At 71.2% G+C, this 26,393-nt stretch carries 23 protein-coding genes; 13 read left to right on the forward strand and 10 right to left on the reverse strand.

Features of this window, described 5'->3' with window-relative positions:
- Nucleotides 1–381: neutral/alkaline non-lysosomal ceramidase C-terminal domain-containing protein (locus tag KGQ19_RS33385; RefSeq protein ID WP_212016724.1), on the forward strand; the 381-nt coding region annotated here is incomplete at its 5' end.
- A gap of 159 nt (nucleotides 382–540) precedes the next feature.
- On the opposite strand, the gene KGQ19_RS33390 is transcribed toward KGQ19_RS33385, so the two are convergent.
- Genes KGQ19_RS33390 through KGQ19_RS33400 form a run of 3 tightly spaced genes read right to left on the reverse strand, consistent with a single transcriptional unit; the run spans nucleotide 541 to nucleotide 2,452 of the window.
- The gene (locus tag KGQ19_RS33390) at nucleotides 541–1,242 is read right to left on the reverse strand and encodes a hypothetical protein (protein WP_212016726.1); all 702 of its coding nucleotides are present in this window, start codon (nucleotides 1,240–1,242) and stop codon (nucleotides 541–543) included.
- Complete coding sequence (locus KGQ19_RS33395) at nucleotides 1,239–2,096, reverse strand: ABC transporter ATP-binding protein (RefSeq protein WP_212016728.1); 858 nt, start codon at nucleotides 2,094–2,096, stop codon at nucleotides 1,239–1,241. Before KGQ19_RS33395 ends, KGQ19_RS33390 begins: the two co-directional genes overlap by 4 nt.
- Nucleotides 2,093–2,452: a GntR family transcriptional regulator gene (locus KGQ19_RS33400; protein WP_212016730.1), complete on the reverse strand. Its 360-nt coding sequence runs from the start codon at nucleotides 2,450–2,452 to the stop codon at nucleotides 2,093–2,095. The genes KGQ19_RS33395 and KGQ19_RS33400 overlap by 4 nt, the downstream gene beginning before the upstream one ends.
- 188 nt (nucleotides 2,453–2,640) lie before the next feature.
- Here KGQ19_RS33400 and KGQ19_RS33405 point away from each other — a divergent pair, with 188 nt between their 5' ends.
- Together KGQ19_RS33405 and KGQ19_RS33410 are read left to right on the forward strand one after the other, a co-directional pair.
- Complete coding sequence (locus KGQ19_RS33405) at nucleotides 2,641–3,162, forward strand: SigE family RNA polymerase sigma factor (protein WP_212016732.1); 522 nt, start codon at nucleotides 2,641–2,643, stop codon at nucleotides 3,160–3,162.
- Entirely contained in the window at nucleotides 3,159–4,061 is a 903-nt protein-coding gene (locus KGQ19_RS33410; protein ID WP_212016734.1) for a preprotein translocase subunit SecD family protein, read from the forward strand. The genes KGQ19_RS33405 and KGQ19_RS33410 overlap by 4 nt, the downstream gene beginning before the upstream one ends.
- A gap of 26 nt (nucleotides 4,062–4,087) precedes the next feature.
- Here KGQ19_RS33410 and KGQ19_RS33415 read toward each other — a convergent pair whose 3' ends face one another.
- The 3 genes from KGQ19_RS33415 to KGQ19_RS33425 form a co-directional block, all read right to left on the reverse strand.
- A complete protein-coding gene (locus KGQ19_RS33415) occupies nucleotides 4,088–5,470 on the reverse strand; it encodes an L-serine ammonia-lyase (RefSeq protein WP_212016736.1) in 1,383 nt (460 codons plus the stop codon).
- Between the two features lie 167 nt (nucleotides 5,471–5,637).
- Nucleotides 5,638–8,064 (reverse strand): ABC transporter permease, encoded by a 2,427-nt coding sequence (locus tag KGQ19_RS33420; RefSeq protein WP_212016738.1) that lies wholly within the window; start codon nucleotides 8,062–8,064, stop codon nucleotides 5,638–5,640.
- 79 nt (nucleotides 8,065–8,143) lie between these two features.
- Complete coding sequence (locus KGQ19_RS33425; RefSeq protein ID WP_368862198.1) at nucleotides 8,144–8,887, reverse strand: ABC transporter ATP-binding protein; 744 nt, start codon at nucleotides 8,885–8,887, stop codon at nucleotides 8,144–8,146.
- Between the two features lie 237 nt (nucleotides 8,888–9,124).
- On the opposite strand from KGQ19_RS33425, the gene KGQ19_RS52190 reads away from it, so the two are divergent.
- A complete protein-coding gene (locus KGQ19_RS52190; RefSeq protein ID WP_212016740.1) occupies nucleotides 9,125–10,396 on the forward strand; it encodes a sensor histidine kinase in 1,272 nt (423 codons plus the stop codon).
- Nucleotides 10,393–11,184 carry a response regulator gene (locus tag KGQ19_RS33435; protein ID WP_268908063.1) on the forward strand — a complete coding sequence of 264 codons (792 nt, stop codon included), beginning with the start codon at nucleotides 10,393–10,395 and terminating at the stop codon, nucleotides 11,182–11,184. Before KGQ19_RS52190 ends, KGQ19_RS33435 begins: the two co-directional genes overlap by 4 nt.
- Before the next feature lie 149 nt (nucleotides 11,185–11,333).
- On the opposite strand, the gene KGQ19_RS33440 is transcribed toward KGQ19_RS33435, so the two are convergent.
- Both KGQ19_RS33440 and KGQ19_RS33445 read right to left on the reverse strand, forming a co-directional pair.
- Nucleotides 11,334–13,865, reverse strand: a complete 2,532-nt coding sequence (locus KGQ19_RS33440) for an ATP-dependent Clp protease ATP-binding subunit (RefSeq protein WP_230419848.1) — start codon at nucleotides 13,863–13,865, stop codon at nucleotides 11,334–11,336.
- Nucleotides 13,866–13,931: 66 nt separating this feature from the next.
- A complete protein-coding gene (locus tag KGQ19_RS33445; protein WP_212016742.1) occupies nucleotides 13,932–14,714 on the reverse strand; it encodes a hypothetical protein in 783 nt (260 codons plus the stop codon).
- Nucleotides 14,715–14,868: 154 nt separating this feature from the next.
- Here KGQ19_RS33445 and KGQ19_RS33450 point away from each other — a divergent pair, with 154 nt between their 5' ends.
- From KGQ19_RS33450 to KGQ19_RS33470, 5 genes are all read left to right on the forward strand, one after another.
- The gene (locus KGQ19_RS33450) at nucleotides 14,869–15,573 is read left to right on the forward strand and encodes a Type 1 glutamine amidotransferase-like domain-containing protein (RefSeq protein WP_212016744.1); all 705 of its coding nucleotides are present in this window, start codon (nucleotides 14,869–14,871) and stop codon (nucleotides 15,571–15,573) included.
- 46 nt (nucleotides 15,574–15,619) lie between these two features.
- On the forward strand, nucleotides 15,620–15,970 hold the full coding sequence (locus KGQ19_RS33455; RefSeq protein WP_212016746.1) for a UBP-type zinc finger domain-containing protein: 351 nt from the start codon (nucleotides 15,620–15,622) through the stop codon (nucleotides 15,968–15,970).
- Between the two features lie 90 nt (nucleotides 15,971–16,060).
- Nucleotides 16,061–16,789, forward strand: coding sequence for an HD domain-containing protein (locus tag KGQ19_RS33460; RefSeq protein WP_212016748.1), 729 nt, complete (start codon nucleotides 16,061–16,063; stop codon nucleotides 16,787–16,789).
- Between the two features lie 54 nt (nucleotides 16,790–16,843).
- Nucleotides 16,844–17,449 carry an RNA polymerase sigma factor gene (locus tag KGQ19_RS33465; RefSeq protein WP_212016750.1) on the forward strand — a complete coding sequence of 202 codons (606 nt, stop codon included), beginning with the start codon at nucleotides 16,844–16,846 and terminating at the stop codon, nucleotides 17,447–17,449.
- Between the two features lie 26 nt (nucleotides 17,450–17,475).
- Nucleotides 17,476–18,627 carry a hypothetical protein gene (locus KGQ19_RS33470; RefSeq protein WP_212016752.1) on the forward strand — a complete coding sequence of 384 codons (1,152 nt, stop codon included), beginning with the start codon at nucleotides 17,476–17,478 and terminating at the stop codon, nucleotides 18,625–18,627.
- Nucleotides 18,628–18,895: 268 nt separating this feature from the next.
- Here the strand turns inward: KGQ19_RS33470 and KGQ19_RS33475 are convergent, their stop codons facing one another.
- Complete coding sequence (locus KGQ19_RS33475) at nucleotides 18,896–20,119, reverse strand: MFS transporter (RefSeq protein WP_307856587.1); 1,224 nt, start codon at nucleotides 20,117–20,119, stop codon at nucleotides 18,896–18,898.
- Between the two features lie 162 nt (nucleotides 20,120–20,281).
- Here KGQ19_RS33475 and KGQ19_RS52195 point away from each other — a divergent pair, with 162 nt between their 5' ends.
- Nucleotides 20,282–22,399 (forward strand): sensor histidine kinase, encoded by a 2,118-nt coding sequence (locus tag KGQ19_RS52195; protein WP_212016756.1) that lies wholly within the window; start codon nucleotides 20,282–20,284, stop codon nucleotides 22,397–22,399.
- A gap of 69 nt (nucleotides 22,400–22,468) precedes the next feature.
- Here the strand turns inward: KGQ19_RS52195 and KGQ19_RS33485 are convergent, their stop codons facing one another.
- Nucleotides 22,469–23,077, reverse strand: a complete 609-nt coding sequence (locus KGQ19_RS33485) for a response regulator transcription factor (RefSeq protein WP_212016758.1) — start codon at nucleotides 23,075–23,077, stop codon at nucleotides 22,469–22,471.
- 86 nt (nucleotides 23,078–23,163) lie between these two features.
- Here KGQ19_RS33485 and KGQ19_RS33490 point away from each other — a divergent pair, with 86 nt between their 5' ends.
- Nucleotides 23,164–23,895: an ABC transporter ATP-binding protein gene (locus tag KGQ19_RS33490; RefSeq protein ID WP_194894930.1), complete on the forward strand. Its 732-nt coding sequence runs from the start codon at nucleotides 23,164–23,166 to the stop codon at nucleotides 23,893–23,895.
- Complete coding sequence (locus KGQ19_RS33495) at nucleotides 23,895–26,381, forward strand: ABC transporter permease (protein WP_212016760.1); 2,487 nt, start codon at nucleotides 23,895–23,897, stop codon at nucleotides 26,379–26,381. The genes KGQ19_RS33490 and KGQ19_RS33495 overlap by 1 nt, the downstream gene beginning before the upstream one ends.
- Nucleotides 26,382–26,393: the final 12 nt, after the last annotated feature.

The raw sequence follows: 26,393 nt of genomic DNA on the forward strand, positions 1-26,393 counted from the left end.
GCCCCCGACGCCCCGCCCCCGCACACCGACCTGGGCCGGCAGACCTCGTTCTTCTGGAACAACCAAGCCCTGGTCGTCGAGTTCGCCGCCGTCCATCCGGCCCACGACCCCCGGCGCGGCGGCACCTACTACGAGGTCCAGCGCCGCGAAGGCCTGTACTGGCACCGGATCGCCGACGACGGCGACTGGTCGACCCGCCTGCACTGGACCCGGCTCCCGTCCCGCGATCACACCACGGTCTCCACGGTCCGCATCGAGTGGCGCGTCCCGCCCGGCACGCCGCCAGGCCGGTACCGCGTCGTCTACCGGGGCGGCGGACCCGGCCTGGCGGCCTTCGAGGGGCACAGCACCGAGTTCGACCTCGCCGCCGACGAGCTCTGATCCCCTCCGGCCAGAGCTCTGAGTCCCCTCCGAGGCTGGTTCGCGGGCCGTTCCGCCACTTCGCGGCGCAGCAGCCACATCGCTTCGTAGAGGCATCCCGCGGCCTGCCCCGACAGCAGGCAGACATGGCTCCACGATCCGCTCGACACCTCCGGCCCCCTACACCCGGGCCCGCGACATCAGCACCAGCCACCCGGTCCCGAACAGCGCCACCAGCGCCAGCGGGTACAGGGCGAAGTCGGCCAGCATCGGCTGGGAGGCGAAGAAGTGCCCGACGTGCCCCATGCTGTGGGTCAGCATCAGGATCGCCACGACCACGGCGGACACGAACGCGATGCCGACGCCCAGCGCCCACAGCCCGAACTGCCCGAAGACCCGGAACACCGCGCCGACGAAGGCCGTGGCCGTGGTCAGGGCCATCGTCGGCACGCCGTATACCAGCGCCTGGGCGAAGAAGTCGTCCTGGTGGATGTGCGGCAGGTTGAGCACCCGGGTGTGGACGAACCAGCCGTGGGTGGCGATCTCGATCTTGTTCAGCAGGGCCAGTCCGAGCCCGGCGAGCACGGCCTCGCCGAGGATCAGCAGCGCGGTGGCCCGGATGAACGCCCGCCGGGTGACGGACAGTGCCATCGAGAACGGGAACAGCTGGTTCATCAGCCACGGCTGCACGCCGATGCTGGAGGCGTAGAACGCGCACAGCGCCCCGGTGGTCCGGCCGCTGTACGGCGCGGTGGTGTCGCCCACCACCGCGAACAAGCCCGTCACGATCAGGATCGCGATGCCGATGCTGTACCACGGGACGGCGACCGTCACACCCGGCTTCAGCAGTTGGATGCGCAGTGCCTTGATGGTCTCGGTCATTTCCGGTCCCCCTGGTTGGTCGTGAGGACGATCAGCTCCTGCAGCGTCAGCGAATCGACGCTGACGTCCCGGGCCGGTCGTCCCGGCCGCTCGGCCAGCGCCACGCGCAGCCGGCCGCCGAGTTCGGAGCGGTGCAGTACCGGCACGCCGTCGGCATAGGCGGCGACGGCCTCGGCCGGACCGCTGACGGACACCGCGCGCCCGCGCAGCTGGTCGGCGTCCTGGTCCATCAGCACCTTGCCGTGGTCGATCAGCACCACGTGCTCGACCAGGTCGGCGACCTCGTCGATGAGGTGTGTGGACAGCACGATGGTGCGCGGGCGCTCGGCGAAGTCCTCGAGCAGCCGGTCGTAGAAGATCTGCCGCGCGACCGCGTCCAGGCCCAGATACGGCTCATCGAACAAGGTCAGCGGAGCCCGGGCGGCGAGCCCGATGATGATGCCCACCGCCGAGAGCTGACCGCGCGAGAGCTTCTTGATCTGCCGGTCCCGCGGCAGCTCGAAGTCCTTCACCAGCCGGTCGGCGTAGGCCTGGTCCCAGTTCCGGCAGGCGATCGCGGCGGCGGCGAACGCCTCGCGCACCTTGTAGTTGGAGGGGTACCGCTGCGCCTCGCGGATGAAGCACACCCGGTTCAGCACCGCCGGGTTCTCCCGCGGCGGCTGCCCGAACACCTCGACCCGGCCGGAGGTCTCAAACTCCTGCCCGGTCAGGATGCGCATCAGCGTGGTCTTGCCGGCCCCGTTGCGGCCCAGCATCCCGTGGACGGTGTCCGGCTCCAGGGCCAGGCTGAGGCCGTTCAGCGCGGTGTGGCCGCGGTAGCGCATCGTCAGGTCCTCGACCACCACGGCGCTCATCGTCCCGCTCCCCACTTCTCGATCAGGTCCTGTACGTCCGCCGGGCTCAGCCCGAGCCGGCGGGCCTCGGCCAGCAGCGGCTCCACGAAGTCGCGGGCGAAGGCGTCCCGCCGCCGGTCCAGCACGCGCCGCCGCGCGTCGCTCGCCACGAACATCCCGATGCCTCGCTTCTTGTAGAGGATCCCGTCGGTCACCAGCTGGCTGACGCCCTTGGCCGCGGTCGCCGGGTTGATCCGGTGGAACGCGGCGAGCTCATTGGTCGAGGGCACCTGCGTGTCCGCGGCCAGCGTGCCGTCCAGGATCGAGGACTCGATCTGCTCGGCGATCTGCTGGAAGAGCGGGCGGCCCTCGTCCATCACCGGTCCCTCGGTTCATTACTCATGTAACTAACCATGCAAGCGGGTAGCCTCCGCTGTCAAGCACGGTCGGGTGCCAAGCGCGGTCGGGGGTCAGCCGCTACCGAAGGGGGATGGCCGGGGATGACCCGGGGAGCGGGTTTCAGCGATGATGCAACCTTTCCGGCCGCCACGAGGTTCAACTCCCCATGAAACGCAGACCCCCGCCCTCGGTGGACCCGGGCTTCGTCGAGTTCGTCGCGGCCCGGTCGGCCGCGCTGTTCCGCACCGCGGTGCTGATCGTCGGCGACCGGCACGAGGCCGAGGACCTGGTGCAGGCCGCGCTGGAGCGCGCCTACCGGCACTGGGACCGGGTGGCGGTGATGGACGCCCCGGAGGCGTACGTGCGGCGGATCCTGGCCAACCTGGCCGTGGACCACGGCCGGCGCCGGAGCCGCGGGCCACTGCCGTTGTCGTTGTTGGAGCACGACGGAGCCGCCCACGACAGGTACCCGGATGTGGACCGGCACGACGAGGTCATCAGAGCACTGCGAGAGCTGCCGCCGCGGATGCGCGCCGTCCTGGTGCTCCGCTACTACGACGACCTGACCGAGGCGCAGATCGCCGAGGTGCTGGGCATCTCGGTCGGCACGGTGAAGTCCCAGACGGCGCGGGCGCTCGCCAAGTTGCGCGCGGCGATGGCAGTGCGGGAACAGGAGGCGACGTCATGACAGAGCTCGAAGACACCCTGTCGCGGGCCCTGGCGGTCGAGGCCGACCGGCACCGGCCGCCGGTCTTCGACGCCCAGCGCATCGCCGAGGCGGCGGTGACGAGGCGGCCGTTCTGGCGGCGTCCGCTGTTCGCCCTGGTGGCCGCGGCGATCGGGGTCGGCGGGATCGGCGGCGCGACGGTGCTGGCGACAGGAGGCGGCCAGCACCGGAGCGCTGACCGGGTGTCTGTGACCTTCCAGACCAAGACCGGATCCGTGGGGTCGCAGGTCACGGACGCTTCCGTGGAGTCTTGGGTGCACACCAGGGCGTCGATCGAAGGTCTGAAGGACGTCACGGTCACGGTGCGGCACAGCCCCTGGCGGCTGGAGGTGACCGGGCACGCGGCCGACCTGGACCGGTTGAAGACGCTCGGCGAGCCCGGCATCCTTCAGTTCCGTCCAGTGCTCGACCATTTTGGCGAGGTGCCGCTGTCCCGGACGTGCACGGTGTCGACTGTGCGGACCGGCGCGCCATGGCGGTCCTGTGATCTGGACGGGAAACCGGCGGCCTGGATCGCCGATCCGGTGGGCGTCGGCTACCACGTCGCCGACGCCCAGGTGTCGCGCCTTGACATGGGCGGTACCTGGGGCACCCGCTGGCAAGTCAGCCTGAGGTTCGACACGGCGGGCGCGAACGACTTCACCGGCTTCACAACTCAGTTCGCGGACCGCATGTCCGCGGTGCTGATCGACGGCGCTATGGAGTCTTCTTTCGTCCCCCGGAAGCCACTCGCCGACGGGCCGTCCGGGCTCGAGTTCGAGACAACGAACCAGGCCCAGGCCTACCTGGTGGCCGCGATCCTGTCCACCCAGGGCCCGGCCGACCTGGAAGGTGCCACGAAGACCGTCAGCACCCGCTGACGGTCATCAGCCCTCGATGATGCGTCTCAGCACTCGATGACGTTCACCGCGAGCCCGCCGCGCGCGGTCTCCTTGTACTTCACCGACATGTCGCGGCCGGTGTCCTTCATCGTCTTGATGACCTTGTCCAGCGACACGTGGTGCCGGCCGTCGCCGCGCAGTGCCATCCGCGCGGCGGTGACGGCCTTCACCGCGGCCATGCCGTTGCGCTCGATGCACGGGATCTGTACCAGGCCGCCGATCGGGTCGCAGGTCAGGCCCAGGTTGTGCTCCATGCCGATCTCGGCGGCGTTCTCCACCTGTTCCGGGGTGCCGCCGAGGACTTCGGCCAGGCCGGCGGCGGCCATCGAGCAGGCCGAGCCGACCTCGCCCTGGCAGCCGACCTCGGCGCCGGAGATGGAGGCGTTCTCCTTGAACAGCATGCCCACGGCGCCGGCCGCGAGCAGGAACCGGACCACGCCGTCCTCGTCGGCGTCCGGCACGAAGGCGGTGTAGTAGTGCAGCACCGCCGGGATGATGCCGGCGGCGCCGTTGGTGGGGGCGGTGACGACCCGGCCGCCGGCCGCGTTCTCCTCGTTCACCGCCATCGCCCACAGCGTGGCCCACTCGTTGGCGTGCATCTCCTTGTTGCCCTCGGCCCGCAGCGTGCGCGCGAAGCCCGGGGCCCGGCGCCGCACCTTCAGGCCGCCGGGCAGGATGCCCTCGGTGGCGATGCCGTTGGCGACGCATTCGCGCATCACCCGCCAGATCTCCAGCAGGCCGGTGCGCACCTCGGCGTCGGTGCGCCAGGCGAGCTCGTTCTCCAGCATCAGGCCACTGACACTGAGGCCGGTCTGCGTGGCCAGGTCCAGCAGTTCGGCGCCGGTGCGGAACGGGTACTTCAGCACGGTGTCGTCCAGGACCACGCGGTCGGCGCCGACGGCGTCCTCGTCGACCACGAACCCGCCGCCGACCGAGTAGTACGTCTTGGCCATCAACGGTTCGCCGTGCTCGTCGTAGGCGAACAGCCGCATCCCGTTGGAGTGGTAGGGCAGCGACTTGCGCCGGTGCAGCACCAGATCGCGGTCCTCGGCGAAGGCGACCTCGGAGCCGGTGCCGCGCTCGGTCCCCAGCAGCCGCAGCCGTCCGGTCTCCCGGATCCGCACCAGATCGATCTCCGCGCCGCGCACGTCGACGGTCGCCGGGACCTGGCCCTCCAGCCCGAGCAGCACCGCCTTCGGGGTGCCGTGGCCGTGGCCGGTCGCGCCGAGGGAGCCGAACAGCTCAGCCCGGACCCGCGCCACCTTCGGCAGCACATCCTCGTTGTCCAGGCGCTTGGCGAACATCCGGGCCGCTCGCATCGGCCCCACGGTGTGCGAGCTCGACGGGCCGATGCCGATCGAGAACAGGTCGAAGACACTGACCGCCATGCTTTGCCTCTCACGCCATTGTGGACTGGCAAATTCAGAATCAAACGCCGGAATGCCGACCCTTCCGAGGGTATCAACCTCAGCGGGCCGGCATTCCTTTCACGATGCCCGAGAGCAGCCTTGTCGCCGTGTGCTACTCGCGTTCCCCTGCTCGACGGTTCCCGGCCTCATTCCGTCCGCAGCGCGGTGGCGGTCCGCGACCGCGCCGCCCAGCCGGCCGGCAGCAGCGCGCCGAGCAGGGCGATGACGACCCCGCCGGCCAGCAGCGGGAGGACCAGTCCCAGGCTGTAGGTGTCGGTCACGCTCGGCGGCAGGTGCATGCCGACCGCGTTCCCCATCGGCGTCAGCGTCGCCTTCTCCAGCGCGGTGCCGATCGGCACCCCGATCAGCCCGGCGATCAGCCCGGTCAGCGCCACCGACGTCAGCACCATCGCCACCGTCTGGCGCGGCGTCATCCCGAGCGCCTTGAAGATCCCCAGGTCGTGGATCCGTTCGCGGGTGTCCTGGACCACAGTGTTCAGCACCCCGAGCGCCGCCACCGCCAACAGCATCAGCGACAGCGTGGCCACCAGCGCGCTCATCACCACGACCACGTTTGAGGCGTTCCCGGACTGGTTGCTGTCCACGTCGGCGTGCAGCGGCGACAGGGCCACGGCGGCCGAGGCGGCCCAGTCCGGGCCGCTCACCCCGGAGGCCAGCTCGACGTTGAACTGGTCGATCCGCGGCGTCAGCCCGGCGGCGGCGAACGTGGCGCTGTCGACCAGGACGGACCGGCCGCTGTCGTGGGTGTCGAAGGCGACACCCACGATCTTCAGCGTCAGCGGCTCGCCCTCCTGCACCACCGTGACCGCGTCGCCGACGTGCGTCCCCATCGCCGTGGCCAGCCGGTCACTGATCACCGCCTCGCCGGGCCCGGAGTACCAGCGGCCGGAGATCAGCTCCATCCCGGTCCACGAGAAGTCGCCGGAGACCGTGTCCACGGTCGTCATGTCACCGGTCGGCGCGCCGACCACGGACGCACCGCTGTCGCCCCAGCCGAACGCGGCCTTCGTGCCCGGGACCGAGGCCAGGGCGGCGGACACCTTCGCGGCGTCCAGATGCGGAGTGCGCGGGTCGTTGGGGCCGTACATGCCTCCGGGCGGACCGCCCTGCTCCGGGTCCTCGCTGGTGGGCACCACGATCAGCGAGGCGGCGTTGAAGCCGGCGCCGCGCTGGTCCTGGAACTTGCTGAACCCGGTCTCCAGCCCCATCGCGAACGTCACACTCACCGCGCCGAACAGCACCGCGGCGCCGACCAGCGCGGTCCGGGCAGGCCGGGCGAACGGCTGGGCCAATCCCAGCGATATCGAGCGGGGCAGCGGCAGCCGGGCGGCCAGCCGCTGCGCGGCCCGGCCGCGTTCGGCCCGGGGCGCGCGGCCCACCACCAGCGTCTGCACGGCCGGCAGCCGGCCGGCTCGCAGCGCCGGGATCATCGCGGTCAGCGCGACGATCGCCAACGTCCCCAACGGAACGAGCAGGCTGACCCACACCGGGATCGTGGCGCCGCCCGCGCCCAAGTCGTTGCTGGTGCCCTTCAGCACCGGCACGGCCAGCAGGTTGCCGAACACGGTCCCGCCCACCACGCCGATCGTCGCCGGGATCAATGCCTGGGCGGCATAAGCGCGGGCCACCTGCCCCGGCGTGAAGCCCAGCGACTTCAGGATCCCGATGCGCCGGATTCCCGACACCACCGCGCCGCTGACCACGATCGCGATGATCAGCACCGACAGGAACAACCCGAGGACGCCGAACACGATCAGGAACGGCACGAAGGACTTGGCGTTGCCGGTGGCCTGCGTCCGCGCCGTCAGGTAGGACTGCGCGCCCTCGACCGAGCCGGCCGGCGCGGCGGCGGCGACCGCCTGCCGGTCGGCGGCGATCCGCGCGTCGGTCCCGGCGGCGGCGAACCGGTACAGCATCTGCGCATCGGTCTTGGCCCCGGCCCCGGTCAGCCGGGCGAAGCCGTCGGCGGTGGTCCAGCCGGTCGCGGTGTCGGTCAGCGAGTTGGCGAAGCCGACGACCTTGAACGAGGGCTTGCCGGGCAGCGCGCTGAACACGACGGACTTGCCCAGGCAGTCGCTGGGCCAGTTGTTCAGGACGATCTGGTTCGGGCCGGTCGGCCACGCGCCCTGGTCCAGCACGATCTGGTCCAGCCCGGTGCCGGCCGTCAGGTTCGGCCGGGTGGTCACGGTGACCGGCGGCGCGGCGGTGTTCGCGAAGGTCATGCCGGGGCCGATGCTCTCGGTGCAGTCCGGGCCGATGACCGAGTCCAGCGCGGTGGTGATCGGGTAGGGGCCGGCGGCCTCGGTGACCCCGGCGGCGTGCGCGGTCGCGGCGGCCTGCGCGGCGGTCGCCTTCGCGCCGTCGAACTGCACGGCCAGGTGCGCGGCGTCGCGCTTGGCGAAGGCGTGGTCGAAGGGGGACTGGACCACGGTCAGCAGCCCGAGGGACAGGACCGAGGAGGTGACGGCGGCCAGCGTGGTCAGGGCCATCACGAAGGACTGGACGCGGCGCCGGCCGACGCCGGAGCGCACCACCTTGCCCAGGGCGCTCATCGGGTCACCGCCAGCAGGAGGCGGGCCACGGCCCGGAAGCCGGCTTCGAACAGGCGCCGGGGGAGGGGCTTGTGGAGCGTCATCGGACCGCTCCCGCCGGGCCGGTGACGGCGGCGTTCGCGGGAGTGGTCAGCGATGCGTCCCCCCGCGCCGCATCGTTGACCACGTCCCGGGCCACCGCGCCGTCCACCAGCTCGATCGTCCGGTGCGCGGTGCTGGCCGCCAACGCGACGTCGTGGGTGACCAGCAGGATGGTCTGACCCTCGGCGTTCAGGTCCAGCAGCAGCCGGCGCACGTCCTCGGCCGAGTGCGAGTCCAGCGCGCCGGTCGGCTCGTCGGCCAGCAGCAGCGCCGGCCGGTTCATCAGGGCCCGGGCCACCGCGACCCGCTGCCGCTGCCCGCCGGACAGCCGCTGCGGGTAGGCCTTGGCGTGCCGGTCGATGCCCAGCGAGCCGAGCAGTTCGGCGGAGCGGCGCTTGGCCTCGGCCTTGCCCATCCCGGCCAGCTGCGCCGGGACCAGCACGTTGTCCAGCACGGTCAGATCGTCGAGCAGGTTGAAGAACTGGAAGATCATCCCGATCGAGGCCCGCCGGTACTTGGCCGAACCCGCCTCGCCGAGCCGGTCCACCCGGGTCCCGTTGACCGTCACGGTGCCGCTGCTGGGCCGGTCCAGCCCGGCGATCAGGTTCAGCAGCGTGGACTTGCCGCTGCCGGAGTGCCCGAGCACCGCCAGGCACTCCCCGGCCGCCACGGACAGGGTGACGCCGGCCAGCGCGGGCGGGCCGTCGTCGTACTTCTTGGTCGCCTCGCGCAGATCGATCATCAGCGGATTCGGCGGATTCGGCGGATTCGATGGACTCGGCGGATTCCTCGACGGATTCGTCATGGCCACGAACCTATGGACGGACCGTGATCGCCCGCGTCGGCCGGAGTCATGAAACCCGGTACACCCCTGAGCTGATGCCCCGGCCTCGTCATCCCGGGGATGTATCCCACAGGCGTAGGCCTGTAGACGGAGCGGATGATGTGGACCGGCCCGGGTTCTTGCGACACTGAGCCGGTGAACAGGGACGACGAGGACCGGCGCTTGGTCCCCGGCGCGTGGGCGGCACTGCGCCGCCGTACGGGCGCGGCACCGGCGCCCACCCGCTGGGCCTGGGCCGCCGACATAGCGCTGGCCCTGGCGATGATCTTCAGCATCCTGAACAGCGGCTACCACCACGCGGTGACCCTCCCGGCGCAGCACGGGCCCTTCTACTCGGTCGACCACCTGATCCAGGTCGGCCCCCGCGACACCATTCTGGTGATCATGACGGCCCTGCCCCTGAGCCTGCGCCGCCGCTACCCCCTGGCGGCGTTCTGGACCTGCGAGACAGCGGTCCTGCTCCTGCACGCCAACGTGGCGGACAGCAACGACACCGCGATCTTCACCTTCATGGCCGTCCTGATCGCCGCCTACAGCGCCGCCATCTACAGCCCCTACCGCGCGGCCATGGTCTACAGCCTCGGCCTCGGCGCCATCCTGCTCGCCGCCACCCGCGGCAGCCAGATCCCCAACGTCACCCGCGGCTTCGTCCCGTTCCTGTTCCTCATCCCGATCGTTCTGGGCGCCAACGCCATCGGGAACTGGAAACAGCGCGTCCACGACCTCGAAGAGGGACGCGAGTCCTCGATGCTGCGCGCCGTCGAGCAGGAGCGCGCACGGATCGCGGCCGAACTGCACGACGTGGTCTCGCACAACGTGAGCGTGATGGTGGTCCAGGCCGGCGCCGCCCGCAAGGTCCTGGACAAGTCCCCGGACCTGGCGCGCGAGGCGCTGCTGGCGGTCGAGGACAGCGGCCGCGCCGCGATGGCCGAACTGCGCCACGTCATGGGCCTGCTGACGATGACCTCGCAGGGCGGCGACCCGGCCGGCACCGCGGACCTCGCCCCACAGCCCGGCCTGGAACAGATCCCCGCGCTGGTGGAACGGATCCGCAACGGCGGCGTCCGCGTCGACCTGGCGATCGAGGGCGACGTCATCCCGCTCCCGTCGGGCCCGGACCTGGCGGCGTACCGGGTGGTCCAGGAGGGCCTGACGAACGCGGTGAAGCACGCGGTCGGCGCGCTGATCCGCGTGACACTGGACTACACGCCACAACGACTGAAGGTGGACGTCGTCGACACCGGCGGCACACCCTCATCCGCAGCCGCCACCGGCAACGGCCGGGGCCTGGTCGGCCTGCGCCAACGGCTGGCGGTCTACGGTGGCACCCTGAGCGCGGGGCCACGACTGACCGGGGGGTACATGGTGAGCGCCGTGATCCCGCTGCGAGAGGGGACCGGAGCATGAGCGGCAGCGTTCGTCATGGCGGTGTTAGCTATGGAGGCGTCAACGGCGGCGGGGTAAGCGATGGGGGCGGCGGCGTCAGCGGCGGCCGGGTCGACGCCGGCGAGAGCGGCGCGAACCTCCGCGTGGTGATCGCCGACGACCAGGTCCTGGTCCGCACCGGCTTCCGCATGATCCTGATGTCCGAAGGCATCGACGTGGTCGGCGAAGCGGCCAACGGCGACGAAGCCCTGCGCGTATCCCGCGAAACCCACCCCGACGTAGTCCTGATGGACATCCGCATGCCCGGCATGGACGGTCTGGAAGCCACCCGCCTGCTCCTCGCCGACACCCCCACCGCCCACGAACCACCCCGCATCATCATCCTGACAACCTTCGACCTGGACCAGTACGTCTACGCGGCCATCACAGCCGGCGCCAGCGGCTTCCTCCTGAAGGACGTAAGCCCAGAACACCTCGTCGCCGCAGTCCGCATGGTCCGCGCCGGCGACGCAATGCTGGCCCCGGCCATCACCCGCCGCCTGGTCGAGCGCTTCGCAGTCCCCACGGTGAACCCCCGCACCGAAGCACTCCATAAGGACCTTGCGACACTCACGCCACGCGAACGCGAAGTCCTCGGCCTCCTGGGCCGCGGCCTGTCCAACGCCGAGCTGGCCGCGCGCTTCCACCTGTCGGAGGCGACAGTCAAGACCCACGTGGCGCGGATCCTCGCGAAGCTGAACCTGCGGGACCGGGCGCAGGCGGTGGTGGTCGCCTACGAGACGGGGCTGATCACGCCGGGCGTGGCCTGACGCGGCTGGTATGGCGCTGGTACTGCTGACGCGGCTGGAGCAGCAGGTGTGGGTGAAGCAGCTGGTGTGGCTGGTGCGACTGACGCCGCTGGTGGGGCCGACGCGGCTGGTGCGGCTTGCGTGATCTTCGCGTTGCTTGGCAGCCTGCCCTACTTAGCCGCAGCCCCCGCCCCAGCCCCCGCCGGCTCAGCCTCGTGCCGCACACTGCACACCAAATGATCGTCCGTCTCATCCGCCACGATCGTGTCGCCAGGACTCGTGTCCCCGGCCAGCAGCAGCGAAGCGACCTTGTTGTCCAGCTCCGACTGGATCGTCCGGCGCAGCGGCCGGGCGCCGAACTCGGGCTTGTACCCGCGGTCCACCAGCCACCGCTTCGCGTTCTCCGTCACCTCCAGGCCGAGTTGCTGCGCCTTCAGGCGGCGGCGTGAGCCGTCGAGCATCAGGTCCACTATGTTGCCCATCTCGCCCTTGCCGAGGCTGTGGAAGATCACTGTTTCGTCGAGGCGGTTGATGAACTCCGGGGGGAAGAAGCTGCGGACCTGGTCCATCAGCTGGTCGCGGATCTCGTCGGTGTCGCCGGAGTGGGCCAGGATCAGTTGGCTGCCGATGTTGGAGGTCATGATGACCACTGTGTGGCGGAAGTCGACGGTGCGGCCCTGGGCGTCGGTGAGCCGGCCGTCGTCGAGGACCTGGAGCAGGGTGTTGAAGATGTCCGGGTGCGCCTTCTCGACTTCGTCGAAGAGGATCACCGAGTAGGGCTTGCGCCGTACCTTCTCCGTGAGCTGTCCCGCCTCCTCGTAGCCGACGTATCCGGGCGGGGAGCCGAGTAGGCGGGAGACCGTGTGCTTCTCCTGGAACTCGCTCATGTCGAAGCGGATCAGCCGGTCCTCGTCGCCGAACAGCAGCTCCGCGAGTGCCTTGGCCAGCTCCGTCTTGCCGACGCCGGTCGGTCCGAGGAACAGGAACGAGCCGGTCGGCCGGTTCGGGTCGCCCATTCCGGCCCGGGAGCGCCGTACCGCCTCGGCGATCGCCGTGACCGCCTCGTCCTGCCCGACCACGCGGTCGTGCAGCGCGTCCTCCAGCTTCAGCAGCCGGGTCCGCTCGTCCTCGTTGAGCTGCGCGACCGGGATCCCGGTGCGCCGCGACACGACCTCCGCGATGTCGTTCTCCGTCACCTTCAGCGCGCCCTCGCGCCGCTCCTCGATCGTCGCGACCTCGTCGTTGAGCTCGTCGATCCGGTTCTTCAGATCCTTCGCGCGGTCGTAGTTCTCCGCCGAGACCGCCTCGTCCCGCTCCCGCGTCAGCTTCGCCAGCTTGTCCTCGCGCTCGATCGCCTCGGTCGACTTTCCGAGGTTGCGCAGCCGGATCCGGGCCCCGGCCTGGTCGATCAGGTCGATCGCCTTGTCCGGCAGGAAGCGGTCGGAGATGTAGCGGTCCGACATCTGCGCGGCGGCGGCCAGTGCCTCGTCGGTGAACTTCACGCCGTGGTGCGCCTCGTAGCGGTCGCGCAGTCCCTCCAGGATCTGCACCGTCTCCTCGACCGTCGGCTCGGCGATCAGCACCGGCTGGAAACGCCGCTCCAACGCCGCGTCCTTCTCGATGTTCTTGCGGTACTCGTCGATCGTCGTGGCCCCGATGACGTTCAACTCGCCCCGCGACAGCGCCGGCTTCATGATGTTGCCCGCGTCCATCGAGCTGTCGCCGCCCGAACCCGCGCCGACGACCGTGTGCAGCTCGTCGATGAACAGGATCGTCGAGTCCGACGCCTTCCCGACCTCGTCGATGACGTTCTTCAACCGTTCCTCGAACTCGCCCCGGTACTTGGACCCGGCGACCAGTCCGGCCAGGTCCAGCAGCACGACGCGCTTGCCCTCCAACGTCTTCGGCACGTCCCCGGAGACGATCCGCTGCGCCAGCCCCTCCACGATCGCCGTCTTGCCCACGCCCGGATCGCCGATCAGCACCGGATTGTTCTTGGTCCGCCGCGACAGCACCTCGACCGTCTGCTCGATCTCGTCCGCCCGCCCGACCACCGGATCCAGCTTCCCGGCCTTGGCGTCCTCGGTCATGTCCCGGCCGTACTCGTCCAGCGTCGGCGTGTCCGTCGGCTGCTCCGGCCCGGCCGGCATGCCCTCGGCCCGCGACGCCTTCGTGATCCGCTTGCCCAGGTCCTTGGCGTCCACCTGGGTGTTGCTCAGGACGTGCCCGGCACCGGAGTCCTGGTCCTCGGTCAGCGCCGCCAGGATGTGCTGCGGCCCGACGTACGTCGCCCCGGACGCCTGCGACAGCGAATGCGCCTCCATCAACACGCGCTTGGCCGCGGGCGTGAGCCCGGGCTCGGCCGACGGCGTGGAACCGGACGCCGGCAGCGACTTCTCGATCGTCTTCGCCAGCCGGTCCGGGTCGACGTTCGCCGCGGCCAGGATTCCGCGCGTCGGCTCCACCTGCGTGGCCGCCCACAGCAGGTGCTCGGTGTCGAGGTCGGAGCTGCCGTCCTGGGCCGCGCGGTGCGAGGCCGTGGAGATCAGCTCCCGGGCCGACTCGGTCAGCAGCTGACCGATCGGCACGCGCTGGACCCGCGGCGGCGAGAACTCCGGCGACATCCCGAAGAACCGATTGAGCAGGTCGTTGAAGGGATCGTCGGAGCGGTCGAAGAAGCCGCCGAAGGAGCTCATGGACATGAATCCAGACAACACCCACTATGGGCGGACCGCACGGTGAGACTGCGCCGAGCGGGTAGGCACCCCTTACGCCGGCAGACGCGGGGGTTCCACGGCACCCTCGGCCAGCGCGACGGCGAGAGCCCGGCCGGGACAGACGCGCGGGCCGTGACCGAACGTCAGCCCGACCGGCCCCACTTCCAGAATCACTGACGCACCCTCGGGAATTTCGATCGTTCCGACCTCCAGCCCGACGACTAGGTCGGCGACCGCGATCCGGCGCATGACCTGTACCGGCGGCGCGGTGCGCAGGGTCGTGTGGACGTCGCCCGAACCGTCCCGTGCGGTGGCGATCAACGCGGCGGTCGCGTCACATGCCTGGATGAGGATCCCGATCCGGTTCGCCGCCTGCTCGGGATAGTCGGTCTGCTCGGGATCGTCGGCCTGCTCCGGGTCGGCGACCTGCTCCGGATCGTCGGTCCGCATCAGCGGCAGCAGCAGTCGCACGGCGTTGTCCGCCGCCGGATCCTCCCCACCGAAGTAGTTGTCCGCAACCGTGCACAACGCCTCGACCGCCGCATCATCCAACACGTCCAGCCCCATCGCCCCCGCGAGTGCGCGCAAGACCCGCGTGCGATCGTCACCGGGCATGCCGACGGCCAGACGGCGCAGCCCGTCCACGTCGATCCGCGCCAGCTCCGCCTCCACGAACGCCCGGCGGCGCGCGTGCACCTCGCCGTGCGCGAACCGCGCGACCGTGGCCCGCAGCCACGCCATCGTCCCCTCGGGCCCGGATTCCACCGGCAACGGAACCAGCCGCGGATCGGCCAGCGCCGCCTCGATGTCGGCGCGCGAAGTGAGAGTCACCATGGAGTCACCAGGTCCGTGGTCACCATCACCAGGTCCGTGGTCGTCATGTCCGAAGTCACCAGGTCCGTGGTCGTCATGTCCGTAGTCACCATGCCCCGACCGTACGGCCGGTTCGTTTCGGCGCTCCCCGAAGCATCCCGTTAGGCTGCCGATCATGGCAGGCCACATCGTCGCGACCGGTGCCGGACGGGCTCTCATGGAGCGCCGCACCGACCCCCACCACGAGTTCGTCCTCCGCCTCACCGGCAAGGAACGCCCCCGCGTCCTGTTCCTCCCGACGGCCACCGGCGACGACCCGGCCTACATCGTCTCCTTCTACGAGACCTACATCGCCGACCGCTGCGAGCCGTTCCACCTCCGGCTGTTCAACCGCACCGTCAGCGATCTGCGAGCCTTCGTCCGGTCGATGGACCTGATCACCGTCGGCGGCGGCAACACCGCGAACATGCTCGACGTCTGGCGGCGCCAGGGCCTGGACACGATCCTGCGCGAGGCGTGGGAGGACGGCGCGGTCCTCACCGGTGGCAGCGCCGGTGCGCTGTGCTGGTTCCACGGCGGCACCACCGACTCCTTCGGCCTGCCGTACCAGGTCCTCGCCGACGGCCTGGGCTTGCTCGAAGGCAGCCTGTGCCCGCACTACGACGGCCAGGATTCGCGTCGTCCGGTCTATCGTGACGCCCTGCTCTCCGGCGCGCTCCCGGCCGGCTACGGCGTCGACGACCTCGTCGGACTGCACTTCCACGGCACCGACTTCGTCGAGGCCGTCAGCTCCTCGGCGACCGGCGGCGCGCTGCGCATCGAGGCGGTCGGCGGGGTGATCGCCGAGACCCGGATCCCGGTGCGGCTGCTGCCTTCGTGAGCAGCATGACAAGCGCGCACGCCGCACTCCGGGTAGCGTCGGGGACATGTCGATCCCTGGAGTCGAAACCAGCGTCCCGCCGAGCGGCACCGGTTGTGTGGAGTGCGACGAGAACGGCGGTTGGTGGGTCCACCTCCGCCGCTGCACGCAGTGCGGCCACATCGGCTGCTGCGACAACTCGCCGGAGCAGCACGGCCGCAAGCACGCCGCCAGCACCGGGCACACCATGATCACCAGCTTCGAGCCCGGCGAGGACTGGTTCTACGACTTCAGCAACGACAACTTCTACGAGTCCGGCCCGGCCCTCGCGCCGCCGGACAGCCACCCGGCCGACCAGCCGGTGCCCGGGCCGAAGGGCCGCGTCCCGGCCGACTGGCAGAGCAAGCTGAACGACTAGCCGCTCCGCGCAGCCGTTTCCGGCCCCCTCGGTTGGGACCAAGGCCCCTCGGCTGGATCCACGTCACCTGACCCCGCTACATTCGCCGCCATGGACGGGATCGAGCGGGGCCAGTTGAAAGTCATGCCCATCCACGCCGTGACAGAGGTCTACGGCGAGGCCGGACTGCGCGTGCTGTTCGACGTCGAGAGCGAGGCGTTCCCCGACGACGAGCGCGCCGCGATGCAGCGCGCCGAACGCGTCGCCTCCCGGCTGCACGCCGCCGACAAGCGGGTCCGCGAACCGTATGTCAATCATCTGCTTCGCGTCGCGATCCGCATCATCCGGCACTACCAGGTGCGCGACCCCGAGGTGGTCGTGGCGGCGCTGCTGCACGACGCCGTCGAGGACCACCCCGGCGACCTCGCCGATCTGGCGAGCGACGCCGAACGCGCCGCCGGCGAACGGGAAGCGGCGCTGGTCGTACTGAGCCGGGCCTTCACCCCGCGCGTCGCGGAACTGATCGCGGCCGTCACCAACCCGCACTACGACCCGGCGCGCGACAAGCAGGAACAGTACCGCGAACACGTCGTGGAGAGCCTGGAAGCGAACCCGTGGGCCCGGGTGGTCAAGCTCTCCGACTTCACCGACAACGGCGTCGGCATCATCCACACCACCGGCCCGAAGGTCCGCAAGGCCTCGGCGAAGTACGCGCCGCTGGTCCCGCAGCTCCGCGAGTTCGCGCTGCGCCCCGACACCCCGTTGTCCGACGAGGTGAAGGCGCTCATCGTGAAGCAGCTGGACCTCGCGGCCGACCGGTTCAGAGCCATCCTCGGGTAGCTCGGGTAGGCTGCCCGGCGGGGTGGGTCCGAGACCTCCGTATCAAGGACCCCAATGCTGGATGGGCAAGACATAGCGGACGCCCTCGACGGCGCCGTACATGGCGACGAGGCGTCCTTCACCGTGCTCTGGCGCGCCCTGAACCCGCCGCTGCTGCGCTATCTCCGAGTCCTGATCCCCGCGGCCTGCGAGGACGTCGCCTCCGAGACCTGGTTACAGGCCTCGCGCGACCTCGGCGGCTTCACCGGCGACGCCAGAGCGTTCCAGGTGTGGCTGTTCCGCATCGCCCGCAACCGCGCCATCGACGAGGGCCGTCGTAACCGGCGCACGCTGGACGAACCGGTCGCCGTGCTGCCCGAGCAACGGTCCACCGACGACACCGCCCGGGACGCGCTCACCGCGATGGCCACCCGCCGAGCCCTGGCCGCGATCGCCGAGCTGCCCCGGGACCAGGCCGAGGCGGTGCTGCTGCGCGCGGTCGCCGGGCTCAGCGCCGAACAGGCCGGCTCGGTCGTCGGCAAACGCGCCGGGGCCGTGCGGGTCGCGGCGATGCGCGGCCTGCGGACGTTGAAGAAGCGGCTCGACAAGGCCGCGGAACCGGAGAAGTCGCCGGTCAAAGGAATAGCGCGGACGGGTTCGAGGGCGGGTGTAACACGATGAGGCGCCGGATCGCTCCTTCGGGCACGATGCGTACGACAGGGAACTCCCAGCGGGCCCTCGGCCGTCGGCGACCGGGCCGCCGAGCCGCCGAGGAACTGCTCGACCACGCGGGCGGCCAGGGTGCCGCCGGCGCGGCGTCGGGTGCCGCCGCGGGAGCCCCGCCGACGGAATCAGGGTTCGAGACCATGCCTGATCTGGCAGCTGTGGGCCGGCTGCTCGACGCGGCCGCCGGTCCGGCCCTGACCGCCGAGCTCTCTGGCGAGGACGCGGCCCGTGCCGTGTTCTGCGCGCATCACTCCGCCTCCGCGACACCCTCCAAGGAGAGACGCGTGTTCAGCAAAGCCCTTCTCGCCAAGGCGGTGACGGTGAAGATAGCCGTCGCCGTCTGCGGCGTGTCGATGGTCGGCGCGGCCACCGCCGCCGCCACCAACTCGCTGCCGTCCACCTTGCAGTCCAAGGCTCACTCGCTCGGTTTCCCGGCCCCGAAGGACTCGCCGCTCAACGGTTCCGGCCTGGCCGGCAGCCACAAGGACGCCGACACCATGGTGCCCGGCGTCCCCACCCCCACCGGCTCAGCGCCCGCGAAGGCGGCGCCGCTGCGCGACGACCAGGCGGCGCTCGACGCGGCCGGGGCCAGGCTGCTCGGTGACGACAGCTTCCGGCTGTGCAAGGCCGCTGAGGACGGCGACCGCGACGACCAGGGCCACGACCTGACGGCTGCGGAGCTGCAGAAGCTGGCCAAGGCCGCGAACGTGCCGGCCGCCGAGGTCGCCCAGATCCAGTCGCGGCTGGACGCACAGCGGAGCCAGGCGCAGACGCGGATGCAGGACTTCTGCAATCGCCTGGCGCAGGCCGAGAAGGACGCGCGCGACGGCCACGTCCCGACGTTCCCGATCCCGACCCCGCACCCCGGTGACGGCTGGCCGACTACCTGGCCGACTACCTGGCCGACCACCTGGCCGACTACTTTGCCCACGCACCTGCCGAGCGTCCCCGGCGCGCCTTCGCATCTGCCGACTGGACTCCCGAGCGGCCTGCCCACGCATCTGCCGACCGGGCTCCCCACGGGACTGCCGAGCGGACTCCCGTCCCACCTGCCGACCAGCCTGCCGAGCGGCGCTCCCACCTGGCCGACCGGCTGGCCGATCGACCCGGTCCGCCCGGGGGCGCAGCACTGAACGATGAGCCGTGATGTACGAATCCTGATCTGACGGTATCCAGGCCGCGGCTCCGCGGCAGCCGGCGCTCATCACCCACCCCACCCCACTCGCGCCGGGTGCCGCGGCCCGCTCCGGGCCCCAACCGACACCAGCCGCCGTGTTCCCAGGCCGGCGGCTGGTCCCGTCGCGTGTGTGCCGAGTTGTACGTGGCCGGAGTTGTGCGTGTGCTGATTCACTACCCGCGGTCCAACACCTCACTGTCAGGGGCGACTGTCAAGGGCGACTGTCAGGCCCGCAGCGCTCGCCAGCCCACCACGGCAGCAGCGCCCAGCGCGATCCCCGCCACCGAGAACCCCTCGCGCGGCCCCACATACTGGATGACCGCCGCGACGCCGAACCCCGTGATCGGCGCCGTCCCGGTCATCGCCACACCCCACAGGCTCATCACCCGGCCGCGCATGTCCGGCGCGCACCGCAACTGCACCAGCGTGTTGGCCGAGGCGATGAACCAGATCGACGTCAGGCCCAGGATCCCCATCGCCGCCACCGCGATCGGCATGGTCGGGGATATCGCGATCCCCACCACCGCGGCGGCCGTGACCAACGCCAGCAAGCGCACCCGCCGACCGGTCGGCTCCGGCTGTGCGGCGGCCAGCAGTGCCCCGGGCAGCCCGCCGATACCGAAGGCCGCCATCATCGCGCCGTATCCGCCGCCGCCCTGGTGCAGTGCCCGCTGGACCAGTGGCGGTAATGAGACGCCCATGCTGAAGATCAGGCCGGACGCCGCAGACATCAGCAGCAGCGCGCGCATCACCGGCGAGCCGAATCCGTAGCGCACGCCGTCACGTGCCGCACCGCGCGCGGGCTTGCGTTCTGCGCGAGACACCCTCGGCGCGCTGCGTGCCTTCATCCGCAGCAGCACGATCAGCGGCGCCAGATAAGAACCCGCATTCACTCCGAAGCAGGCGGTGGCGCCGGGCCCGGCCAATAGCGCGCCGCCCAAACCGGGCCCCACGACCCGCGAGGCGTTAATGGCCACTTCCCACAACCCGACCGCGCTGGCCACCCCGTCCGCTCCGACGAGGTCCACCACATACACCTGCCGGGCCGGGGAGTCGATCGCCATGACGCACCCGGACACGAGCGATGCGGCCAGCACGTTCCACACCGCGAGCGTCCCGGTCGCCGCCAGTACCGTCAGCGCCGCGGCGACCCCCATCAGCACCGACTGCGTGGCGATCAGCAGCCGTCGGCGATCCGCGCGGTCCACCACCGCACCGGCCCACGCGCCGGCGACCAGCGTCGGGCCCATCGTGCAGAAAGTCAGGACGCTGAGCCACACCGCGTCGCCGGTCTTCTGCAACATCCACCACGACAGCGCCACCCCCTGCGCCATCACCCCGGACGCCGACGTGATCTGCCCGGCGAACCACCACCGGAAGTCGCGGCCGCGTAAGGCGCCGCCGATGCGGCTGAACACGGTGTCCCTGCGGATGTCTTCGGCGGTCACGCCGGCATCCATGGTCGCGGGCAATATCCCTCCCCAAGCCGTCCGACCCTACTCGCGAAGGCCTCCGGCTCGGCGCGGCATTTCGTCAGGTGGTCACTTCAGCGTCTGTGCGCAGATCAGTCATGAGCCCCTTACTGCGCGTCGCCGCCCTACCATGACCCCGTGGGGTTCACGGGGAACGACAACATGCCGCGGCTGGCGCGGGGACTGGTGTTCGCCGTGGCCGCGGCCTTGGTGTCGGTCCATTTCGCCAAGGCCCTGGGGCGGATTCCCGCCGATCCGGCGGCCGGTGTGACGATCGTCGTCGCGTGCGTCGCCATTGTGGTGTTGGAGTTCCGGCCGGCGACTTGGCCTCGGGCCATGGCGCAGTTGGCGTGCGGGTTCCTGGCGGTGGTGCCGGGCGGCGCGTCGATCGGGCTGCTGGCGGTGCCGGTCGGTGCGGTGTTCCTGCAAGGGCTGTGGGTCCTGGTGCCACCGGTGCTCGCGACCGCGGCCTGGGTGCAGGCGGTGCGGACGGACAACGTGCGCGACGTCGTCGACATGTGCATCATGGTGCTGCTCGGCGGGATGGCGCTCTATGCGGTGACCACGCTGGCCGCCCTGGCCGCCCGCGTGCACGGCACTCGACTGACGCTGACCGCCGCCGCCGTGACGACCGAGCGCCTGCGCATCGCCTCGGGTCTGGACGCCGACCTGTCCTCCGGGCTGACCCGCATCCGCGAACTGGCGGCCAAAGCGGATCCGAACGCTCTGATCGTCCTGCTGACCGACGCGCGCGCGACCCTGGCCGCGACCCGTGCGACCGCCGCCGACCTGCGCAGCCTGTCGCTCGCGCCGGAGTCGGCCAGTGCCAGGGCCCTGCTTCAGTCGGCCGGGATAGAGGCGGACGTCGTCACCGGCCACACCGAGCCGCTGGGCCCGGCCGGGACCGTGCTGGCCACGGTGCTGCGCGAGGCGGTCACGGCCGTGGTGCGGGTCGGCGACGCGCGGCACTGCCAGATCGTCACCGGCGAGGCCGGCGGGCACGTGAGGCTCCGAGTGGTCAGCGACGGCGTGCGGACCGCCGCGCTCGGGGCGGACGTGCTGGACGGCCTGGCGCAGCGGGTGCGCGCCAGCGGCGGGCGCCTCGCGGCCGGACTGGAGGGGGACGGGCGCTTCGCGGTCGAGGCTTCGGTACCGGCCACGCCGGTCGCGGCCGTGCCGGTGGACGCGCCGGAGCTGCGGCGGGCGACTGCGTTGTATTGCGTGCTGCTGGCGGCGTTCTGTGTACGGACACTGCTATATGTCCCGGCCGCGCTGATCGCACCGGCGCTGCTGGTCCTGGCGGTGCTGTGCGCGCTACAGGTCGTGTACTCGGTGTGGGAGGCGAAGCGGCACAGCGAGGCGGCGCTGGTGCTGTTCGCGGCGCTGACGTTCGCACCGATGCACGCCTTCGGCCAGAACTGGATCGCCGCACTCGGGCTCCTCACCGGCTCGCTGCTGATCGCGCTGCCGTTGCCGCTGGGGGTGCCGGTGGTCGCGGCGGCGCTCGGGGTCGGCGGTTTCGTGGCGGCCGGTGATGGGGCGAGCGCGGTCTCGGCGATGCTGAACGCGCTGGTGACGTGCCTGGTCGTCTACGGCATGCTGCGCCTGGCCCGTCTGGTCCGCGAGTTGCAGCAGGCCGGCGACGGCCTGGCGCGCGCGGCGGTGGTGGGGGAGCGCTTGCGTGCGGCGCGGGATCTGCACGACCTGCTGGGGCACGGGCTCACCGCGATCCTGCTGAAAGCGGAGCTGGCCGTGCGGCTGCGCGACACGGATCCGGATCGATGCCGCGCGGAGATCCGCGACGTGGAGCGCCTGGCTGAGCAAGGTGAGCGGGAACTTCGGGCCCTGACAGGCGGCGCGGGCGAGTTGTCGTTCGGGGACGAACTGGCCTCGGCAGCCGCGGTCCTGGCGGCGGCCGACGTGGCGGTCGAAGTCGAGGGCGACGAACTGCCGGTGCCGCCCGCCGCCGGAGCGGTACTCGGCGTGGTGCTGCGCGAGGCGGTGACGAACGTGCTGCGGCACAGCGCGGCCCGGCACGCGCGGATCGCGGTCACGGTGCTTGAGGGCGCGGTGCGGCTGGAGGTGGAGAACGACGGGGTGGCTGGTGGTTCGGCAGCCGGACCGAGTGCCGGGTACAGCAAGTCGAGTGGTTCGGGAATCGGCGGCCTGACACTGCGGCTCGCTGAGTGCGGCGGGACACTGGCGGCAGGTCCGGACGACGGCTGGTATCTGCTGCGCGCTGACGTGCCGCGGTAGGGAGTTCTTCAGAACGAGGAGCCGCGGAGGAATTCTCGCGCCGTGTCATGCCGTGGCGAGTGCGGGGGCCTAAACCCACCCCGCATCCCGAGCGATCCGCACCGCGTCCGTGCGGTTCCGCGCGTTCAGCTTCGCCACGATCGCCGTCAGCACGTTCCGTACCGTTCCGGTCGACAGGTGCAGTGTCGCGGCGATCTCCGGTGGTTCCGCGCCTCCCGCCAGCTCCCGCAGGACGTCCTGTTCGCGCGGGGTCAGTGGGTTGTCGGCCAGGTCCCAGGCCGTGACCGCGAGGGCCGGGTCCAGTACCCGGCCGCCGGCGGCGATTGTGCGGATCGCGGCCGTCAGTTCCTCGGGGGGTGCCGTCTTCAGGAGGAAGCCGTCGACATTCGCCTCCAGTGCGCGGCGGAGCATGCCGGGGCGGCCGTTGGCCGTGAGCATCAGGGTGCGGCAGGTCGGCGCCTTCTGCTTCAGCCGCGCGGCCGCCTCCATGCCGTCGATCGTGCCGGGCATGTCGATGTCCAGCAGGGCCACGTCGGGGGCGAAGACCAGGGCCTGCGGCACGACTTCGTCGCCGGTCGCGGTTTGGGCCACGACCTCCATGTCCGGCTCCAGTTCCAGGAGGGCGGCCAGGGCGCCGCGGACCACGAGTTGGTCCTCGGCCAGGAGCAGTCGGATCACGTCACGACAGTACCCGTGACGATGTCACGGGTGCCTGGTGACGCTGTCTCTGGGGAACGTCGCGGCAGGTCGGCAGGCTGGTGGGTATGAACGAGGCCATCACATTGGACGCCGTCAGCAAGGTCTACGGCAAAGGGCGCGGGGCGGTCGCGGCGCTGCGGGAGGTGTCGGTGGGGCTGCCCAGGGGCGGCTTCACCGCGGTCATGGGGCCGTCCGGCTCGGGCAAGAGCACGTTCCTGCACTGCGCGGCGGGGCTGGATCGGCCGACGGCCGGGACTGTGAAGCTCGGCGGTACCGATCTGTCCGGGCTCAGCGAGACCAAGCTGACCGAGCTGCGGCGGGAGCGGGCCGGGTTCGTGTTCCAGGCGTTCAACCTGGTCTCGTCGCTGACCGTGACCCAGAACATCACGCTGCCGCTGCGCCTGGCCGGGAAGCGGGCGGACGGTGCGCGGCTCGCCGAGGTCATCAAGCGCGTCGGTCTCACCGAGCGCACGAGTCACCGGCCCGGTCAGCTTTCCGGCGGACAGCAGCAGCGGGTGGCGATCGCCCGGGCGCTGATCGCGGATCCGGAGGTGATCTTCGCGGACGAGCCGACCGGCGCCTTGGACACCATGACCGCGCGCGAGGTGTTGGTGCTGCTGCGCGAGACCGTGGACGCGCTGGGCCAGACCATCGTCATGGTCACGCACGACCCGGTCGCCGCCGCCTACGCCGACACCGTCCTGTTCCTCGCGGACGGCCGCATCGCCGACTCCATGAGCGCCCCGACCGCGGCCGGTGTCGCCGAGCGCATGATCCGGCTGGGGGCGTGGGCCTGATGATGCTTCCTTTCGCCATCGCCACGTTGCGCCATCGCAAGGGCGGCTTCGTCGGCGCCCTGATCGCGCTATTTGCCGCCGCCGCGCTGGTCACCGGGTGCGGAACGCTGCTGGTCACCGGCATCGTCGGCACCGTCAAGCCGGAGCGCTTCGCCGCCGCGCCGATCGTCGTCACCGGCGACCAGAACGTGCACGCCGTCGAGATCGAGGACAAGGGCCGGGTCAGGAAGAAGGCCAAGCCGGTCAGCGACCACGTGTGGGTGTCCGCGGACCTCGCCGATCAAATCAAGGCTCTGCCGTCGGTGAAGTCGGTCGCTACCGAGGTGTTGTTCGCGGCCCATCTTCCCGGCGGTCCGACCGGCGATTCCTTCGGCCACGGTTGGGAATCGGCGTCCCTGTCCGGCTTGACGCTGGGCTCCGGGCGTGCGCCCACGGCATCGGACGAGGTGGTGCTGGACGCGTCCACGGCCGCGAAGACGAACCTGCGCGTCGGCTCCACCGCGCCGCTGCGTACCGCGAGCGGGACGGTCTCCGTGCACGTCGTCGGCGTGACGGCACAGGGCTTTGCGAGCCAGGCCGCGATCTACTTCGACACGGCCGAAGCACGCCACCTCGCCGGCCACACCGGCCAGGTCGACGCGATCGGCGTCTTTCCGGCGGCGGACACTGGGTCCACGGAGAAGGACGTCAAGGCCCTGCTTTCGTCGGCGTCGACCGGGATCGTCCCGGCCCCGGTCGTCCACACCGGTGACGCGCGCGGATCCGCCGAGTTCCCCGACTCGGCCAACGCCTCGGTGCGGCTGATCAGCATGGGCGCGGTGCTCGGCGGCACGGCGGTGATCGTCGCAGTGCTCGTAGTCGTCGGCACCTTCGTGCTGTCGATCCAGCAGCGGCAGCGGGAGATCGCGGTGCTGCGCGCGGTGGCCGCGACCGGCAAGCAGGTGCGCAAGATGATCGGCGGCGAGGCGCTGGCCGTGGGGCTGGTCGCGGGAGTCGCGGGGGCGGTCGCGGGGCTGCCGCTCGGGGCGTGGCTGCACAACGAGTTCGTGTCGCTGGGCATCATCCCGGCGAACGTCCCGGTGGTGCTGTCGGTGTTCCCGGTGCTGGCCTCGCTGCTGGCCACGGTGTTCGCCGGGTGGGCCGCCGCCCGGATCTCGGCACGCCGGGCGACGCGGATCCGTCCGGTGGAGGCGTTGGGCGAGGCCGAGCTGGAGCCGCCGCGGATGTCGGCCATCAGGGTCCTGTTCGGGCTGCTGGCCGTGGCCGGCGCGACCGTGCTGACGGTGTTGTTGACCATCCTGCACAGCGACGGCGCCTCGCAACCGGTCTGCCTGAACGCCGTGCTGCTGTGGTGCATCGCGCTGGCCTTGCTGGGGCCGTGGGTGGCGCGGGCGGCGGCAGCTGTGCTCGGGGTGCCGCTGCGGTGGTCGCGCGTCGGCGGATACCTGGCCGCCAACAACCTGCGGGCCGCCGCGCCGCGGCTGGCGTCCGTGATCACGCCGCTGACGCTGATGACCGCGATGGCGTGCGCGATCCTGTTCTCGCAGACCAGCGTCGCCGATGCGGCCACCGCGCAGCGGGCGGCGGGAAACGTCGCCGACTACGTGGTCGGGAGCAAGGTGCCCGCGGACGCGGCGGCGTCGGTGCAGGCCGTGCCGGGCGTGACGACGGTGACGCAGGTCCTGCACGCCACGGTGCGGACCGGGTTGAACGACCGGAACGTGCTCGGGGCGACGCCGGCGGGCCTGGCCGACACGCTGGACCTCGGCGTCACGAGCGGGAGTCTCGCGCAGTTCACGGGGCCGTCCACCGCGGCGGCGGCCTCGGGGCAGGGGTATCACCTCGGGTCTCAGGTCTCGATGACGCTGCCCGACGGGACGCCCACCCAGGTGACGATCGTCGCGCTCTACTCACGGCAGCTGGGCTTCGGGGATCTGGTGCTGGCGCACGATTTGCTGGCGTCGCATGTGGATGTGCCGCTGGACGATGAGCTGCTGGTGAAGGCGCCCGGGGTGCCGCGGGCCGCGCTGGTCGCCGCGCTGAAGGCGGAGCCGGGGCTCGGGATCAAGGACCGGGTGGCGGCTCAGGCCTCGAACGAGGACGCGAGCAACAAGTTCGGCTACGTCACGCTCGCTCTGATCGTCGCCTTCACAGCGATCGCGGTGGTCAACACGCTGGCGATGAGCATCAGCGACCGGGGGCGGGAGTTCGCGGCGCTGCGGCTGACCGGGGCGACCCGGCGCCAGATCCAGCGGATGCTGGGCTGGGAGACGGCGGTCGCGGTGCTGGTGGCGACCGGGCTCGCGCTGGCGGTGGCGGTCGCGGTGCTGACGACGTACACGAGCGGCATGACGCGCGGCACAGCCGGGGTGTCGATGCCGCCGGGAATGCTGGCCGCGGTGCTCGGGGGCGGCGCGGTGTTGGCGGCGGTGGCGACGTGGGTGCCGGCGCGGGCGGCTTTGGCGGCGGGGGCTCGGGAGGGGTGAGGGGCTGAAGAT

The sequence above is a fragment of the Catenulispora pinistramenti genome, assembly GCF_018274385.1.
In the GTDB taxonomy this organism is placed as follows: Bacteria; Actinomycetota; Actinomycetes; order Streptomycetales; family Catenulisporaceae; genus Catenulispora; species Catenulispora pinistramenti.

Coding starts and splice junctions, on each gene's coding strand:
- KGQ19_RS33425 (WP_368862198.1), bottom strand. CDS start 8,887: ATGATCGATCTGCGCGAGGCGACCAAGAAGTACGACGACGGCCCGCCC.
- KGQ19_RS33390 (WP_212016726.1), bottom strand. CDS start 1,242: ATGACCGAGACCATCAAGGCACTGCGCATCCAACTGCTGAAGCCGGGT.
- KGQ19_RS33445 (WP_212016742.1), bottom strand. CDS start 14,714: ATGGTGACTCTCACTTCGCGCGCCGACATCGAGGCGGCGCTGGCCGAT.
- KGQ19_RS33400 (WP_212016730.1), bottom strand. CDS start 2,452: ATGGACGAGGGCCGCCCGCTCTTCCAGCAGATCGCCGAGCAGATCGAG.
- KGQ19_RS33440 (WP_230419848.1), bottom strand. CDS start 13,865: ATGTCCATGAGCTCCTTCGGCGGCTTCTTCGACCGCTCCGACGATCCC.
- KGQ19_RS33455 (WP_212016746.1), top strand. CDS start 15,620: ATGTCGATCCCTGGAGTCGAAACCAGCGTCCCGCCGAGCGGCACCGGT.
- KGQ19_RS33405 (WP_212016732.1), top strand. CDS start 2,641: ATGAAACGCAGACCCCCGCCCTCGGTGGACCCGGGCTTCGTCGAGTTC.
- KGQ19_RS33470 (WP_212016752.1), top strand. CDS start 17,476: ATGCGTACGACAGGGAACTCCCAGCGGGCCCTCGGCCGTCGGCGACCG.
- KGQ19_RS33420 (WP_212016738.1), bottom strand. CDS start 8,064: ATGAGCGCCCTGGGCAAGGTGGTGCGCTCCGGCGTCGGCCGGCGCCGC.
- KGQ19_RS33465 (WP_212016750.1), top strand. CDS start 16,844: ATGCTGGATGGGCAAGACATAGCGGACGCCCTCGACGGCGCCGTACAT.
- KGQ19_RS33410 (WP_212016734.1), top strand. CDS start 3,159: ATGACAGAGCTCGAAGACACCCTGTCGCGGGCCCTGGCGGTCGAGGCC.
- KGQ19_RS33415 (WP_212016736.1), bottom strand. CDS start 5,470: ATGGCGGTCAGTGTCTTCGACCTGTTCTCGATCGGCATCGGCCCGTCG.
- KGQ19_RS33490 (WP_194894930.1), top strand. CDS start 23,164: ATGAACGAGGCCATCACATTGGACGCCGTCAGCAAGGTCTACGGCAAA.
- KGQ19_RS33395 (WP_212016728.1), bottom strand. CDS start 2,096: ATGAGCGCCGTGGTGGTCGAGGACCTGACGATGCGCTACCGCGGCCAC.
- KGQ19_RS33495 (WP_212016760.1), top strand. CDS start 23,895: ATGATGCTTCCTTTCGCCATCGCCACGTTGCGCCATCGCAAGGGCGGC.
- KGQ19_RS33435 (WP_268908063.1), top strand. CDS start 10,393: ATGAGCGGCAGCGTTCGTCATGGCGGTGTTAGCTATGGAGGCGTCAAC.
- KGQ19_RS33450 (WP_212016744.1), top strand. CDS start 14,869: ATGGCAGGCCACATCGTCGCGACCGGTGCCGGACGGGCTCTCATGGAG.
- KGQ19_RS33460 (WP_212016748.1), top strand. CDS start 16,061: ATGGACGGGATCGAGCGGGGCCAGTTGAAAGTCATGCCCATCCACGCC.